11 protein-coding genes are annotated in these 13,730 nt (G+C 44.0%); 2 read left to right on the top strand and 9 right to left on the bottom strand.

What is annotated here, in order from left to right; all coding sequences use genetic code 11:
• Positions 1–24: 24 nt before the first annotated feature.
• Entirely contained in the window at positions 25–2,037 is a 2,013-nt protein-coding gene (locus A3735_RS23410) for an SDR family oxidoreductase (RefSeq protein WP_068511427.1), read from the bottom strand.
• A 313-nt stretch (positions 2,038–2,350) separates the two neighbouring features.
• On the opposite strand from A3735_RS23410, the gene A3735_RS23405 reads away from it, so the two are divergent.
• Together A3735_RS23405 and A3735_RS23400 are read left to right on the top strand one after the other, a co-directional pair.
• On the top strand, positions 2,351–4,132 hold the full coding sequence (locus A3735_RS23405) for a hypothetical protein (protein ID WP_068511430.1): 1,782 nt from the start codon (positions 2,351–2,353) through the stop codon (positions 4,130–4,132).
• 65 nt (positions 4,133–4,197) lie between these two features.
• Entirely contained in the window at positions 4,198–6,330 is a 2,133-nt protein-coding gene (locus A3735_RS23400) for a hypothetical protein (protein WP_068553600.1), read from the top strand.
• A gap of 21 nt (positions 6,331–6,351) precedes the next feature.
• Here the strand turns inward: A3735_RS23400 and alr are convergent, their stop codons facing one another.
• The 8 genes from alr to accA form a co-directional block, all read right to left on the bottom strand.
• Positions 6,352–7,512 (bottom strand): alanine racemase, encoded by a 1,161-nt coding sequence (gene alr / locus A3735_RS23395; protein WP_082865236.1) that lies wholly within the window; start codon positions 7,510–7,512, stop codon positions 6,352–6,354.
• Positions 7,509–8,888 carry a replicative DNA helicase gene (gene dnaB, locus A3735_RS23390; protein ID WP_197469892.1) on the bottom strand — a complete coding sequence of 460 codons (1,380 nt, stop codon included), beginning with the start codon at positions 8,886–8,888 and terminating at the stop codon, positions 7,509–7,511. Before dnaB ends, alr begins: the two co-directional genes overlap by 4 nt.
• A 186-nt stretch (positions 8,889–9,074) precedes the next feature.
• On the bottom strand, positions 9,075–9,521 hold the full coding sequence (rplI, locus tag A3735_RS23385; RefSeq protein WP_068511437.1) for a 50S ribosomal protein L9: 447 nt from the start codon (positions 9,519–9,521) through the stop codon (positions 9,075–9,077).
• A 69-nt stretch (positions 9,522–9,590) separates the two neighbouring features.
• Entirely contained in the window at positions 9,591–10,448 is an 858-nt protein-coding gene (locus A3735_RS23380) for a hypothetical protein (protein WP_068511439.1), read from the bottom strand.
• Positions 10,449–10,521: 73 nt separating this feature from the next.
• Positions 10,522–10,752 (bottom strand): 30S ribosomal protein S18, encoded by a 231-nt coding sequence (rpsR, locus tag A3735_RS23375; RefSeq protein ID WP_068511441.1) that lies wholly within the window; start codon positions 10,750–10,752, stop codon positions 10,522–10,524.
• 20 nt (positions 10,753–10,772) lie between these two features.
• The gene (gene rpsF / locus A3735_RS23370) at positions 10,773–11,213 is read right to left on the bottom strand and encodes a 30S ribosomal protein S6 (RefSeq protein WP_068511443.1); all 441 of its coding nucleotides are present in this window, start codon (positions 11,211–11,213) and stop codon (positions 10,773–10,775) included.
• Positions 11,214–11,423: 210 nt separating this feature from the next.
• Positions 11,424–12,794 carry a tRNA lysidine(34) synthetase TilS gene (gene tilS / locus A3735_RS23365; protein WP_068511445.1) on the bottom strand — a complete coding sequence of 457 codons (1,371 nt, stop codon included), beginning with the start codon at positions 12,792–12,794 and terminating at the stop codon, positions 11,424–11,426.
• Positions 12,795–12,823: 29 nt separating this feature from the next.
• Positions 12,824–13,730, bottom strand: a 907-nt coding sequence (accA, locus tag A3735_RS23360; protein ID WP_068638761.1) for an acetyl-CoA carboxylase carboxyl transferase subunit alpha, incomplete at its 5' end; no start/stop codon positions are given.

The raw sequence follows: 13,730 nt of genomic DNA, 5'->3' as shown, positions 1-13,730 counted from the left end.
AAAATATCACTACTGATGACAGCCCTATAAAGGTGAGTTCGGCACAATACTTGTCAAAAGCGCCCTATCCAAGCCCATTTCGGGGTACTCTCCTTGCTCATCAGGCCATATTTGATAAAGGTAGTTATAGATCTGGGTTACTAATTCTGGCGCATATAAAGATATAGCCCCCAAAAACAGGCCCATTCCGGTAAGTTGCTTTCTGGGCTTATCTATCACCGCATCAATAAACATTTGTGCCGCATCCTCGGCGCTTACCAGGTCGGCATTTTTATATTCTTTCGTTGGCGCAACCATTTCGGTCTTAACCAAGGGGAATTTTATCGAGGTGACACTTATATCCCGGTTAGCAAACTCTGCAGCCAGCGAGTCACACAACGCATCCATAGCAGATTTGCTTGCCATATAAGGCCCAAAACGTGGCGTGACAGCCATAGTACCCATTGAAGAAGAATGAAGAATATGCCCTCCACCATTTTTGACCATGGAAGGAAGAAGCCCCAAAATCAAGCGCGAAGCCCCAAAATAATTTAACTGCATCGTTCGCTCCAAATCATGGAAACGCCCTTCAGAGCGAGAAAGAGAACGACGAATTGAGCGTCCAGCATTACTAAACAAAACATCAAGTGAAACGTACTTATCCTCTATATAGGTAACAAGCGCGTCACACTCATCAAAATGGGATAAATCACACGTATAGATGTCGATTCGTTCTGGGTCTACACCGCTGGCAATTAATGCCTCTTTACACTCATTTAGTTTATCTTGATGCCGGGCAACCAGAATAACTCGAGCACCATAACTCAGAGCCCGTTTGGCGCTCGCATAGCCAATTCCACTTGAGCCGCCTGTAATTAAAACAGTTTTATTTTTAAGGGCGAGTTCAGCCAAGTTCTCTCTGTTCTTAGCAGGGTCCAAATAGCGATTGTAGTAGTCCCATAACAGATCGACATAATCTTCAAATGCTGGGGCTCGCAAGCCCTGTTTAACTAAAAGTTTCTGTGTTGAATCTGCACTAAATTTCAGGCCTGGCATTAGTGCTGAAAAGACTGACGAAGGAATACCTAGCTTTTCGAAAAGTCCATCGAGAGCGATCTGAACTGCCTTCAATTGCTTTAGCATACCTAGTTGCTTAAACACGCCACCTTGTATACCTGAAGACCTTACAGGCAAAGAAAAGCCAACTTTTGGACCATCTGCTGCACGAAGAATTTGCGTAAAAGCTTTATGTAAAGGTAGTGACTGCGTGCCGGTCAGGTGAAAACAAGTTTGCCCCCCCAAGTCCTCAGACTGACTCAAGAGCAATATAGCTTCAACAAGGTAGTCCCGAGGTACAACATCGAGATTTGCCTTTAACTTAGGAACAAGGATTGGCACCCATGAAGGTAAATATCGCTTTAAAAAACTTACTAACAGGCACATATAGTATGGCCCATCGATTTTATCAATCTCACCGCTTGTTGAGTCGCCTACTACTGCAGAAGGCCGATAAATCCTTAAGTCCATATTATGCTCATCCCTAAAACGACGGGCACAAGCCTCGGACTGAAATTTACTCAAATGATAGGTATGCGAATGCTCCTGACCTTCATCGAACATATCCTCGGAAAAGGTGCCCTGAAAGTCTCCTGCCACAGCCATCGAGCTGAGCATATGAACTCGACCAGCAAAACCTGAAGAAACCAGCGTGCTAAACAAACGCTCCGTACCTTGGACATTCGTTTCCATAACGAGTTTTTCAGGCGCCCCCAGATCGTACACTGCTGCAAGGTGAAAAACATGATCAAAATCTGAAAAACTATATAAAGTCTTATCGAGCCCCATAAACTGGCTATTTAAATCGCCACACCAAACATCCAACGAAGAACCATTGTCTAGCACTAAGGATAAAGCTCGCCACTTAGAAATAAGTTCGCTGCATTTTTCAGTATCAGGATTCCTCACCAACACAAGCAAATCATGCCCTTGCTTAAGAAGACCTTCTACCAAAAGTTTCCCAATAAAACCTGTTGCTCCTGTCACCAAACACCGGCACATAACTGTCTCCTATTATTATTTTTTGAGTAGGAATAGATTTGAATTATTAGATATTTACAGCTTAGATGGAAGCCTGACTTACACTTATGGCTAACTCTGTTTACTTTGATAAATGCAATTTAAGGGAATACTAAATCAATTCAACGAGCCCAGTGACGGTCAAATTGAACCTGAGCGACCTTAATAGTGTGAACCTTATCCCATTCATTTTTGTTAGATTTTTTTTCACTATGTAAGACAGATATACTCAGTGGTTAATTGTATTTACATGCCCTAATAAAATCATCATTACATAATCAGGATGCATTCGCTAATGAGAGCTTTATTGCCTAACCTTCACTCTTTGCTAGGATCGCTAACACTGCCACTAGGCATTTTCTTTTTGACGGCATGTACCACCGACCATAAGACGCCTGTGGATCCACCTGAGGTGAATACCTATAACGCCTATATTAATACTGTTGATAACACTATCAGCTACTACACTATCAAGAATGACAACCTTATAACCTACAAGCTCGCCGATTTTGCTGAAGCAACTAACGACTTTCAGACCGCACTAGCTTTCGACATAGATGAAGAAAAACAAGGTTTCGAATACATAGCCTATGTAACGAGAAACTCGCAAGAAGAAAGCGTTATAAACCTCTTCGATCTCGACAAAGCCAACAATAACAAACATTATGTATTAGCAAATCTAAGTAGCCATATTTGTGGTATCTCAGCTATTAGAATGCCTACAACCCACGCTTTTCAAGACCGAAAAGAGTCCAATGTCAGCACTAAACACCTTCCTGAAATCATCCTTCATGTTTCGGCTTCAACCGCTTGTGATGGCGATATTTTCTATGAAAAAATTGATTTTTCTACTCTGATTGATGAGAACATCTTCACAATCTTTGAACACAGCGTCGTTTCTGAGGGAAAACAAGATCCCGAGTTAGTTATTGACTACGATTCAGCAAAAGTAATTTCATCAGTATGGCAAGGAAACTATGGCTACCTTAGCTATAACAACAACTCTTCCGAACTATCTTTTAACTATGCAGAAATAGACCGTTTTAACGAAATACAAACAATAGAATGGAGTACACAACTCCCTTTCACAGAACCCCTTACTTTTACTCAAGTATCAAATAACAAGATATTGGCCCAGCAAGGATCTAACTTATTTGTTATACCAACTTCATATCTATTTACTGTCGATGACCCAACAAGTAGCTCAACTCCTATACAAGCACGCATTAACGCTATATTTGATACGCCAACATTAACGCTCAACGGTTATACAAACCTTACCCTTAATACCAGCCAGCCAGTTCAGCAAAGTAACTTTGTAATCCAGGTTGAAAACGACCTTTATCTATACGAAAGTGATCGGTTTGAGCTTATTTATAGTAATAGCAAGAGTACGGAAGATGTTTCGCTAACTTATCGACTAAACAGCGCAAACGAGTTGCTACTACTTACCGAAGAGACTGGAAAAGATGACTTGCTAACTGTCATTTATGAGACAGGAAACGAGAGCAATATAGATGAGTCCGAAGAAATTTCGATTTACATCAATGACGATACATTCCACTTCAACTCCTACAATAGCGAGTCAGGCTCACAAGCGCATATTTTGACGAAAAAGAACAGCAACTACGAACCAACAAGCTTCGAGGAAAGCACCCTCATTTTTGTTAAGGATATGAGAAATCAAGATGACTTACCTTTACTCATATCATCGTCGCCAGTTAAGAATGTTAGTGGGACGCGGCAGCTTTCTGGAGCCTATCTGTATAAATATGATGAAGACAAAGATAATGGCCGTGCGCTGGCACAGTCATCACGAGAGAATGAAAATGGGAATAAAGAGCACCGCTCCGTTGACTTTAGCTACGGTATCTTCCATGAATTATCAAACCTCGAATTCATGAATGGAAGCGTCATCAACGATTATTATAGCTTTCTAAACTTTGAAGCGACCTACTCTCTTGAGGGGGTCGAGCAGCGCGCCAATTTCAGCTTCATTTTTAACCCCAGTCAAGAAACACCAGATCCTGATATTGAAGATCAATCTCTATCGTTATTATTAGTCGATGGCATGTAGTTTTTGAGCAGCGTTCATTGAGTTTACGCATTTACAAAAGGAATAGGGTTACCAAGCAGATGAAAATGCATTCACGACTTTTAATATTAGCCATTTTGATGATGGGTATAGCAGCTTGCTCTGAGTCAAACAAAACCACCACCGAGTTGCCACCAATAATCGAAAATTTGAACTTTCCATTTATTAAAAACAACTCACTATATGAGTTCGACCCGGAATCAGGCGAAAGCAAGATTGTAGAAGCCCATTTTACCGAGGACAGCGCAGCGCGACTTTCTCTATTCATTGGGCCAGACGATGAAAACCCAACTTTAGTTAGCTCTCCTGAAGGCCACATTGTATATCTAGACACCGACGAGGCAGAAGAAGTTCAAGGTGACGACAGCAATTCTTCACTTATACACACCTTGCTTCCTGAGCTTATTGCTTACAGCAAAGGTTCCTCTATATTTTTATTCGAATTAGTGACTCGCTATGCCCACCCAATTGTCAATTTTGAGCCTGTGGATGGCAAGCCCCCTCTTATTTGCGATATTCGGCCGTCTCTAACCCTTGATGAAGAAAACCGACTCATTGATGAGATACTGTACAAAAATGAACATAAACTATATGTAAAAACAGCACCCGAGGACTGTGCTCTCAGCACATTCAATTACTACCAAATTGACCTAGAACAAGACCCAGATACCGAGTATGAGATTCGCCGTATATCTATCAATAGCCATACTCATGTTAGTAGCCACTCCCATACTCATACAGATGACCATGACCACGATCACGCCTACGAAGCTGGCGAGATTGGCGATGATGGCTTGCCTTTCGACCCTAACAACCACCCTCACTACCACACCCACGAGCACGATTTTTTCTACGGTAACCACGAAGAACATTTATACCTAAGTAAAGAGGAAATAGATGAAGTCCACTCTTTAGCAAGCAACCAGGAAACCTCGTTTGAGAAAAGTCAGGCCTGGGTTGGACGAGTAACAAATTCAAGTGAAGCCTTAATGTACGCCGAGCACCCGGTTTATAACACCTCAACCAAAGAGTTTGGCTACCTTGGATTTAACTACCTAAAGAATCAATATGAATTCTATATTAAAGAATCTGATCGTAATTTTGACACTCTCGAATACTCATTTGGTCTTACTGAGCTTGGCGTTGAGCTAATCAACCGAGACCCAAACTATAAGAATAACCAAGATCAATGGTTCACCTATATTGAGAATGCTATTCTGTTCAGACATAACGACGCCTTAATTAAACTCCCCACTCTAGCAATATTTGATCGCGGCCATGTTGAAGAACGTGAAGATCGCTTTGAAACACCAATTTTTGTATTTCAAAACCCTGAAGACTCTCAACTTTCCTATCATCAAGAGACTGATAGACTGTATATACGTGACGGACTTAATCTTCATATGATTGAAGGTGTATCCACCGAAGAGACCCTTACCACGCTCAAGGAGTATTCAGCGGCAGAAGTAGAAGACATTCGAATGATCAGCACATCGCAGAACATCATCATTCGCAAGTTTTTTGCTGAAGATAACCAGCAATCTAACATCGACTCCAGCTCCTCGGTCCAGTTAACCGGAGATCTAGGTCTTTTTATAGAATCGGCAGGGCTTCCTTCATCAGATACTTATACGAGCTATATTGAGGGCAGCGACGACAACATACTCATTCACCTCGAGCGTGAAACTGACGGCCAGCCACAATTGTTTGCTCAAAATTTCGACAGCGAACTCTATACAAGTCATTTCCCAGATATTGCGAACTCAATATGGGGACGAATTTCCAACTTATTTGATAGCTCGGGTGCCCCCGTAGAACAGGCTATCATCAACTCAAATGATACGACATTACTAAGTGTTGGAGAGAAAACTATTCCCGCTCTCATTAACCCTAATATCTATCAGTATAATCAAGATCATGACTTGGGGCATGGCGCTCTAATAGGGACTTTGCCTGGCAACATCGCAGAGGTTATCGATATTGACATAAAGAGCCAATTTCATGGTGAGGTGAAAGTTAAAGATAGCTATGAACATGACGCACCGGTCAAGACCTACTTCTTTCCGAGCAGCCTTTCTTTCATCAACCCGACAGGCTCTTTTGGCGACATGAAGTTTATGTATGACGATACTTCTGAAGAACCATCAGAGAGCGAAGAACTCCTCGAAGAAGCACCTTAAAAAGGCCCAGTGGCGAATACTCTATTCGCCACTCAACAGCCTTGGAACACGAGTAGTAATACTACAAAATAACTCGTAGGCAATCGTACCAGCCAAAGATGCAAGCTCGTCCGCCTTAATATAATCCCCCCACAGCTCAACAGGACTGCCAAGACCACAAGAAGGAATATCCGTTATATCAATTGCCAACATATCCATCGATACCCGCCCTACAAGCGGGGCTCGAACAAAGGATTGTGACGCGGAATCAAAAACCGCTACCGGCGTTCCATCTGGTGCATGTCGGGGATAACCATCACCATAACCGCAAGCGACTGTTGCAATTCGTGATTCACGAGATGCTCGCCAGCGGCCGCCATAGCCAACACGCTCTCCGATAGAAAGCTCTCTAACAGCCATGATTGCAGACTTTAATTTCATCACCGGCTTTAAATCAAAATTCTGGTCTTGCTTCTCTGGTGACGGCATTGCGCCATATAAGATAATACCAGGTCGAACAATATCTTTATGGCTATGAGGATAATATAGAATACCACCGGAGTTAGCCGTGCTCAGTAAGAGCTCATCCGACTCAATATCTTGTATAACAGAATTAAAGCGCTGAAGCTGCTGATCTACCTGCTCCCCCCCTGGCAAATCACTTGCTGAGAAGTGCGTCATACAAGCATAGAGCGAGAGGTACTGATTTGACTCAATTCGCTTCAATGCAAGTGCAAAGTCCTCGCTATTCATACCCAGGCGATTCATTCCGGTATCAAGCTTTAAGCAAACTTTATACTCAGAAGCCTGAGTTTGATTTTCAAACAGCGCCAACTGCCATAAGCTATGGACCACCCAAATCACATTGCTTGTATCCTCGATACAGGCCTTAGCAAAAGGTCCTTCAAGTACCCATATTCGATTAGCGAGCTGAGCCTCACGCAATTGGCGCATTTCTTCGGGAATTGCCACTGCCAAGTCATGCTGGCCAGCAAGCCTTGCCATCTCGATCAGACCATGACCGTAGGCATTGGCTTTAAGCACCACCATTAAAGAAGTAGCCTTCGATATTTCTGCTGCACGCTTTATATTATGACGAAAAGCCTGCCCGTCTACTTCAAGATATAATGGACGACCGCCTGAAAAGCCCTCACCCTCAAGACACAAATTAACACCTTCTGCCCGCCTAAGCTTTTCGATCAAAACTCGTTTCCATAATCAGCGTGAGACAAATCATTAAATTTAGTATATTGCCCCTGGAATGATAATTTACATTTACCAATCGGCCCGTTACGCTGCTTACCAATGATTATCTCGGCCATACCTTTATCAGGGCTATCCTCGTTATAATAATCGTCACGGTAGATAAACATAATAACATCGGCATCCTGCTCGATTGCTCCTGACTCACGCAAGTCTGAGTTCATAGGGCGCTTATCCGGCCTAGACTCCAAGCCACGGTTTAACTGAGACAAGGCTACCACCGGACAGTTCATTTCCTTCGCCAAAGCTTTTAAAGATCGCGATATCTCAGAAATCTCTGCTGTTCTACCTTCCGTCATGCCAGGAACCTGCATCAGCTGAAGGTAGTCGATCATGATGAGACCTATATCCTGCTTAATTTCTCGCGCGACACGCCGAGTTCTAGATCGAACCTCCGTCGGGCTCAAACCTGCCGTATCATCAATAAAGAGGGGCTTGTCTTTGAGCATGCTCACCGCAGAGGTCAAGCGTGGCCAATCATCCTCTTCCAGCTTACCGGAACGTACTCTGGTTTGGTTAATCTGCCCTAATGAGGAGATAACACGCATTAGTATTGAGTCAGCCGGCATTTCCATACTAAATACTAATACAGGCTTCTCTGCTTTAATTAAGGCGGCCTCAACCAGGTTCATTGCAAAGGCCGTTTTCCCCATCGAAGGTCGAGCCGCAACGATAACCAGGTCCGAAGGCTGAAGACCGGAGGTCATCTCATCCAGGTCTCTAAAACCCGTCGTGACACCGGTAATACCACCCGAGGCATTAAACAGCTCATCAATACGTTCTAGCGTCTTGGTTAGGATAGGGTTTACTGATTGAGGCCCTTCACTGTCTTTCCCACCACTATTCTCAGCGATCTGGAAAACCTTCCTTTCAGCCTCATCTAGAAGCTCTGAGGTTGTCCGCCCCTGGGGGTTAAAAGCACTGTCTGTAATTTCTCCCGAGGCACTTATTAATCGTCTAAGTACTGCTCGCTCATGAACGATTTCTGCATAGGCCCTAACGTTAGAAGCGCTTGGCGTGCGCTCGACGAGCTGCCCCAGATAAACCATACCGCCAGCATTTTCGAGCTCGCCCATTTGTTCAAGCTCTTCAGCAACCGTCACTACATCTAGAGCATTACCACCCGTCGCTAACTTAGCAATTACTCGATAAACCAAACGATGATCTTGACGATAGAAATCCTCTTCCAGGACTTTGTCACCGACTACATCCCACTTACTGTTGTCCAGCATCAAGCCACCCAGTATTGACTGTTCCGCTTCGATTGAGTGGGGAGGTATTTTTAGTTTCTGTGTATCCTGATCAAGTACTGACAAGACTCTCACCTCTGATAGATCATAAAAGTGCAATGCTTAGTTTTGTAGAGCATAAATGAATACGGCCCGAAATATAATATATATTCGGGCCGTATCAGAGAGTAATTTATATTTTCAAATCACTCTACCATGGCAACGTTTCTTACCATGTTTAGTCAAAGCTATCTGACTACTTATTTCAGAAGCTTATTCCGCAACAATGATCAATTTAATGATCGCTGTTACTTCACTGTGCAATTGAATCGCAACATCAAACTCACCAACGTTACGAATCGCACCTTCAGGAAGACGAACTTCTGATTTAGCAACTTCAACGCCAGCAGCCGTTACTGCATCCGCAACATCGCGAACACCAATTGAACCGAATAACTTACCTTCGTCACCCGCTTTGGAAACGATAGTTACTTCTTTCTCATTCAATTGCTCAGCACGCGCTTCAGCAGCAGCAAGCTTCTCAGCAGCAGCTTTTTCAAGCTCAGCACGACGTGCTTCAAACTCAGCAACATTTGCTTCATTTGCCGCTACAGCTTTACCGTATGGTAATAGGAAATTGCGACCGTAACCTGCCTTAACAGTTACCTTGTCACCCAAACCACCTAATTTTCCAACTTTCTCGAGTAGAATAACTTCCATCTCGTGATCCTCTATTTTCTAGATTTCTCAAATTAGTTTCATGTAACTAATCAGCGTTTCATGCTTTTACTATTCTGGCGCCTGCATTCTAGCTCTAAAGTCGACCAAACTATCTAGTAAGGCTAACAAAGCTATCAGCATCAATACAGTTGGAAACAGCAATATGGCCGAGAAATAAATGCCAATTAACCACTGCCCGCCAAGCTTTCGCTTCGCTATCACGGCATGCACCAAGGCAAAACCGCAAACCATAATCGGAACCACAGCGACTGCGATAACCAAGGCAGGACTCACGCCCAGCACAGGTAAGATCACAATCAACAAAACCAGGCCCATCACCATACGCGCAGTTAAGCGTATCTGGTGAAACTCCTCTCGCCAACCACCCGGGTTATACAAGCTTGCCTGCCAGGATCGCGCTAAAAACAGCGATATAACAGCCATCCCGAAAAAGGATGAAGCAAAGCTTGCTACCAGTAGCAATTTGAAACCTTCTTGTAAATTAGCATCGTATTCTTGCTGCGACTCTTCTGCGAGCTGCTTAAAGAACTCTTCAGCCAACCCCATTAGGGTTTCAATCAACTCTGGCATAAGATAAGGAGCAACAATGCCTGTAAGCAGGCTAATTACTCCTCCGGCAGCCAGAGTGGCTTGCCAGGAGACGGTTGATCTTAATATCGCTGCCATAAGCAGAACCGATATTAGAACCACCAGCGCTCCGGGATCTTGCATTCCAGACCACCATGCCAAAGCAGGAATAGTTGCCCAGATAAAAACATTAAGACCCTGACTCAAGCCCTTTCGCAAGGTAACCAACCCAACAATCGCCGCGCCGAACCAAAACATCATTGGTATCATTACGCTAACGCTTGCCAAAACTGCTGCTTGCCAAGGTCCTCGCATGGCTAACTTAGCTAAGTCATGCATCAGGATATTCTCAATTTATAGCTAATTAATTACTTTCAATAATCGTAAAACGATTAACAAACAATACCCGGTCTTATTCGTGGTGATTGTCTGTGTAAGGTAAAAGTGCCAAGTAACGAGCGCGCTTGATAGCAGTTGCTAGCTGACGCTGGTAACGAGCTTTTGTGCCAGTAATACGGCTTGGTACGATTTTACCAGTTTCTGTGACATAACCTTTCAAAGTGTCCAAATCTTTATAATCGATTTGTTTTACACCTTCAGACGTAAAGCGACAAAACTTACGACGACGAAAAAAGCGAGACATAGTCTTCTCCTAAAATTAAATTACTCTTCTGATGCCGCTTCGCTGTCACCAGCGCTTGCATCTTCAACTTTCTCTACAGATTCTTCAGAGCTTGACTCTTGTTCAGCTGGGCGCTTAGGCGCAGAGCGACGGTCATCTCTACCTTGAGAAGCTTTAATAGGAGATTCTTCAGTAATCGCTTCCTTCTGACGAATAACCAAATCACGAATGATGGCATCGTTAAAACGGAAGTTGTGCTCCAACTCACCCAAAGCATCGCCGCCACATTCGATATTCATCAAAATGTAGTGTGCCTTGTGGATTTTGTTGATTGGGTAAGCCAAGTGACGGCGACCCCAGTCTTCTAGACGGTGAACCTGGCCACCGCTATCTTTGATAACACCAGTATAACGTTCAATCATTCCTGGAACCTGTTCACTTTGATCAGGGTGCACCAAGAATACGATCTCGTAATGACGCATATTTTCTCCCTTCGGGTAATAGCCTTTTAATGTCGACCACATCGGCCGTTTAAAAAGCAAGGAGTTACAAGTACACGGTAAAGTCTATTCCTTCCATAAGAAAGGTATAAGCTCCCCGCAGATTTTAGAGCGCGATATTCTAGAGATAAAACCATCAAGGTGCAAGACCTTTGCAGTAAGTTCGAGACCTTATCGCCTAATGACTCACCATTAATACTTATTATTGAAGTAAACGCTTAGAACAGGAAGCCCGGACTCTGCATGAAAACCCGCACCTATCCACAAGTTTCCAATTGCCGCCAGTACACCATCAATATAAATCAAAGGATAAGTATCACGTCGCCAAGGAGGAATACCCGCTTCTTGAAAAAGGCTTTTAAGGCTACGCCCCGGCCCGTCAGGTCTAGTCCTGAGCGACTCCCCTCCAGCACGAGATTTTATCTGCAACTCAAAACCTGCCCCGGGCACGGCGAGCTGTATACGACCTGAATCAGCCTGCATGCTTACATCCCCACTTTCATAAGCACACGATATATTCTGAGCTGCAATTTCAACATTATAAACTTGACCACGCCGCTTAAATTGCCGAGTTTCGCTATAAGATTCACTGCCGCCCACAGGTTTACGCTGGCAATAAATTCCCCCTAGATAACGGCGCAATTCAAAACCTGACCATTGGACAATAGGATTAGCATCTGGCTTGGCTGAAATCAGCTCAGTAAAAACTCTTCCCAATATACGCTCTGAAGGCTGCGGGCAATCAAAGTTATCAATCCAAGCTCGTAACAAGATCTTCTGATCTCTCTCTCTATAAGATGATAAAACTGAGATATCGATGACTTTTTCACCCTGAGCGCGCTCAAGCAACAAGCCAGAATCAAATTGCTTTACACACCAATCATCAATAAAGCTTTGCGTTTCACTTGCTTTACACGCAACCTGCGCAAGAGCCTCGGTAGAATTTGGCCAACGCTGTTCAAGTAGAGGGAGAATTTCATTCCTCAGAAAGTTTCTATCAAAGACTGAATCACTATTGCTTTCATCCTCGACCCACTTCAGACCCAAACCTTCCGCTTCTAACTCTAAAGCCCTTCTCGAGACCTCAAGCAAAGGGCGATAAATAACAGTTCCACAAGACATAAGCCTGCTAGGCGGAATAGCCGATAAGCCCTTAACACCACTACCGCGCAATGCCCTAATCAACACCGTTTCAGCCTGATCGTTTTGATGATGACCCTGGAGCAACACATCACCATCATTTAGCAGCCTCTCGAAAACTTCGTAACGAGCCTTCCTGGCTGCGGCCTCTAGCCCTTCACCACTCGCAGTAACTGATACACGCTCTACATAGCAAGGAATAGATAGCTCCTGGCACACCTGCTGACAATGACGAGCCCAGTCGTCTGCGTTTTTACTAAGCCCATGATGAACATGTATTGCTGATAAAGCTAAGGAGGGGTTTAATAAACGAAAAGTATGCAAGAGCACGATAGAGTCCAAGCCACCACTCAAGGCAACAACATAGCGTTTGGACTCGGGCACTCTTTTTAATGCCTGCAAGATCACCGGGGAAACCTTCATCTCACTCACAGAGCACCCTATTTGACTATTTACTCTTTAACGTAGGCCGTTAAACGTTGATAGCGCTGATCCATTAATTCTTCAGTATCTAAAGCCGAAAGTTCATCAAGCCCTGCAATAAGCTGAGCCTTCAATTGAGTAGCCATCTCGGGCATATTTCTATGTGCACCGCCTAAAGGCTCCTCTATGACGCCATCAACCAGACCTAATTCTTTCAGACGTTGAGCGTTAACCCCCATCGCTTCAGCCGCATCAGCTGCATACTCAGCACTTTTCCACAGAATGGAGGCACAACCCTCAGGGGAAATAACAGAATAAGTTGAGTACTGAAGCATATTTAGACGATCACAGACACCAATAGCCAGCGCGCCACCAGAACCACCTTCACCAATAACAGTGGATATAATTGGCGTTTTAAGCCGAGACATGACAGCTAGATTATGAGCTATCGCCTGGCTTTGGCCGCGCTCTTCAGCACCAATTCCCGGGTAGGCACCTGGCGTGTCTATAAAGGTGATAATAGGCAAGGAAAAACGTTCAGCTAGCTCCATAAGGCGACAAGCCTTGCGGTAACCCTCTGGCCGGGGCATACCAAAGTTACGCTTGACCTTTTCTTTAACTTCGCGCCCTTTCTGATGACCAATAATCATTACTGGACGCCCTTCAAGCCGAGCAATACCACCTACAATCGACTGATCATCAGCATAAGTTCTATCACCATGCAACTCATCAAAGTCTGTGAAAATCTGCTCAATGTAATCAAGCGTATAAGGACGCTTTGGATGTCTAGCCAAGCGCGCGACATCCCAAGCATTAAGATTCGCAAAAATATCTTTTGTACGAATCTCGCATTCATGCTCAAGACGCTCAATCACTTCTTGAATATTGAGCTCCTGATCACTGCCGACCAAGCGAAGTTCTTCTATTTTTTCTTCC

Source organism: Oleiphilus sp. HI0061, from assembly GCF_001635675.1.
This window is presented reverse-complemented; position numbering and strand designations above follow the sequence as displayed.

Bases quoted from the DNA above. Each gene is read 5' to 3' on its own strand.
- rplI (WP_068511437.1), bottom strand. From the start codon at position 9,521: ATGGAAGTTATTCTACTCGAGAAAGTTGGAAAATTAGGTGGTTTGGGT.
- A3735_RS23380 (WP_068511439.1), bottom strand. From the start codon at position 10,448: ATGCATGACTTAGCTAAGTTAGCCATGCGAGGACCTTGGCAAGCAGCA.
- rpsR (WP_068511441.1), bottom strand. From the start codon at position 10,752: ATGTCTCGCTTTTTTCGTCGTCGTAAGTTTTGTCGCTTTACGTCTGAA.
- rpsF (WP_068511443.1), bottom strand. From the start codon at position 11,213: ATGCGTCATTACGAGATCGTATTCTTGGTGCACCCTGATCAAAGTGAA.
- A3735_RS23405 (WP_068511430.1), top strand. From the start codon at position 2,351: ATGAGAGCTTTATTGCCTAACCTTCACTCTTTGCTAGGATCGCTAACA.
- tilS (WP_068511445.1), bottom strand. From the start codon at position 12,794: ATGAAGGTTTCCCCGGTGATCTTGCAGGCATTAAAAAGAGTGCCCGAG.
- A3735_RS23400 (WP_068553600.1), top strand. From the start codon at position 4,198: ATGCATTCACGACTTTTAATATTAGCCATTTTGATGATGGGTATAGCA.
- A3735_RS23410 (WP_068511427.1), bottom strand. From the start codon at position 2,037: ATGTGCCGGTGTTTGGTGACAGGAGCAACAGGTTTTATTGGGAAACTT.